The organism is Cellulomonas sp. NPDC057328, from assembly GCF_042667215.1.
Taxonomy (GTDB): Bacteria; Actinomycetota; Actinomycetes; order Actinomycetales; family Cellulomonadaceae; genus Cellulomonas.
Genome location: NZ_JBHUZW010000210.1, coordinates 1 through 2156 on the forward strand (window position 1 = coordinate 1; position 2156 = coordinate 2156).

Annotated in this window: 2 protein-coding genes; both read right to left on the reverse strand. The window is 73.1% G+C overall.

Annotation, left to right across the window (positions count from 1 at the left end; genetic code table 11):
* Positions 1 to 36: 36 nt before the first annotated feature.
* Positions 37 to 831 (reverse strand): triose-phosphate isomerase, encoded by a 795-nt coding sequence (gene tpiA, locus ACFUMH_RS19010; protein ID WP_378209188.1) that lies wholly within the window; start codon positions 829 to 831, stop codon positions 37 to 39.
* Positions 832 to 834: 3 nt separating this feature from the next.
* Positions 835 to 2034: a phosphoglycerate kinase gene (locus ACFUMH_RS19015; RefSeq protein WP_378209191.1), complete on the reverse strand. Its 1200-nt coding sequence runs from the start codon at positions 2032 to 2034 to the stop codon at positions 835 to 837.
* Positions 2035 to 2156 lie beyond the last annotated feature (122 nt).

A 2156-nucleotide genomic window follows, 5' to 3' on the forward strand; every position in this document is an offset into this window, starting at 1 on the left:
GGGCGGTGCGAGCCAGCACCGCCCCGCGTCGTCGTGTCAGCCGACCTGGTGCGACTGGAACCGGACGATCTTCGCGAACTCCTCGGGGTCGAGGCTCGCGCCGCCGACGAGGGCGCCGTCGACGTCCGGCTTCGCCATGATCGACGCGACGTTCGACGACTTCACCGAACCGCCGTAGAGCACGCGGACGGCGTCGGCCGTCGCCTGGTCGTACAGCTCGGCGACGCGCACCCGGATAGCCCCGCACAGCTCCTGGGCGTCCTCCGGCGTCGCCGTCTCGCCCGTGCCGATGGCCCACACGGGCTCGTAGGCCACGACGAGGCCGGCGACCTGCTCGGCCGTCAGGCCCTGCAGCGCACCGTCCAGCTGCGCGAGCGTGTGCGGCACGTGCTCGCCGGCCTTGCGGACCTCGAGCGGCTCGCCGACGCACAGGATCGGCACGAGGCCGGCCTTGAGCGCCGACGTGACCTTGGCGTTCACCAGGGCGTCGTCCTCGTGGTGGTACTGACGACGCTCCGAGTGCCCGACGGCCACGTACGTGCAGCCGAGCTTCGTGAGGAACAGCGGCGAGATCTCGCCGGTGTACGCGCCCGACTCGTGGGCCGACACGTCCTGCGCGCCGTAGACGAGCTCGAGCTTGTCGGCGTCCACGAGCGTCTGCACGCTGCGCAGGTCCGTGTACGGCGGGAGCACCGCCACCTCGACGGACGCGTAGTCGTGCTTCGCGTCCTTGAGGGTCCACGCCAGCTTCTGCACGGTGTGCGTCGCCTGGTGGTGGTCGAGGTTCATCTTCCAGTTGCCCGCCATCAGCGGGGTACGCGTGTTCGCCACGGCTCAGTCCTCCAGAACTGCGATGCCCGGGAGGGTCTTGCCCTCGAGGAACTCCAGCGACGCGCCGCCGCCGGTCGAGATGTGGCCGAAACCGGCCTCGTCGAAGCCGAGCGTGCGCACGGCCGCGGCGGAGTCGCCGCCCCCGACGATGGTGAAGCCGCCGGCCGCGCCCGCGTCGACGAGGGCCTGCGCGACGGCACGCGTGCCGGCGGCGAACGCCTCGAACTCGAACACGCCCGCGGGGCCGTTCCACACGACCGTCTTGGCGTCGGTGATCTTCGACGCGAAGAGCTCGGCGCTCTCCGGTCCGATGTCGAGGCCCATCTGGTCGTCCGGGATCGCGTCGACCGCGACGGTGGTGGCCGGCGCGTCGGCGGCGAACCGCGGCGCGACGACGACGTCGACGGGCAGCACGATCTCGACGCCGCGCTCCGCGGCGGCCGCGAGGTAGCCCTTGACCGTCTCGACCTGGTCCTCCTCGAGCAGGCTCGTGCCCACCGAGCGACCCTGCGCCGCGAGGAACGTGAAGAGCATGCCGCCGCCGATGAGCAGCCGGTCGGCCTTGCCGATGAGGTTCTCGATCACGCCGAGCTTGTCGGAGACCTTCGAGCCGCCGAGCACGACGACGTACGGGCGCGCCGGGTCGTCGGTCGCCTTGCGCAGCGACTCGACCTCCTTGAGCACCAGCTGGCCGACGGCGTGCGGGAGCCGCTGCGCGACGTCGTAGACCGACGCCTGCTTGCGGTGCACGACGCCGAAGCCGTCGGAGACGAACGCGTCCGCGAGGGACGCCAGCTCGTCGGCGAGCGCACCGCGCTCCGCCTCGTCCTTGGACGTCTCGCGCGCGTCGAAGCGCACGTTCTCGAGCAGCGCGAGCTGCCCGTCCTCGAGCGCCGCGACGGTCGCCTTCGCCGACTCGCCGACGAGGTCCTCGGCGAGCGCGACCGGCTGGCCGAGCAGCTCGCCGAGGCGCTCCGCGACGGGCGCGAGGGAGTACTTCGCCTCGGGGGTGCCCTTCGGGCGGCCCAGGTGGGCGACGACGACGACGCGCGCGCCCTTGCCGAGCAGCGCCTGCAGCGTCGGCAGCGCGGCGCGGATGCGGCCGTCGTCGGTGATGGTGGTGCCGTCGAGCGGCACGTTGAAGTCCGAGCGGACGAGCACGCGCTTGCCGCGCAGGTCGCCCAGGTCGTCGATGGTCTTCATGGTCTCCTACCTCGCTGCCGCCGGGCGGAGCCGACGGCCAGGTGCACGGCCCCGGCGGCGCCGGGGGCGCGGGGCGCACGGCCCCGGACACGGCAGCGTCCGCGTGCGCCGGGCCGGTGGCC

Bases quoted from the DNA above. Each gene is read 5' to 3' on its own strand.
- ACFUMH_RS19015 (WP_378209191.1), bottom strand. From the start codon at position 2,034: ATGAAGACCATCGACGACCTGGGCGACCTGCGCGGCAAGCGCGTGCTC.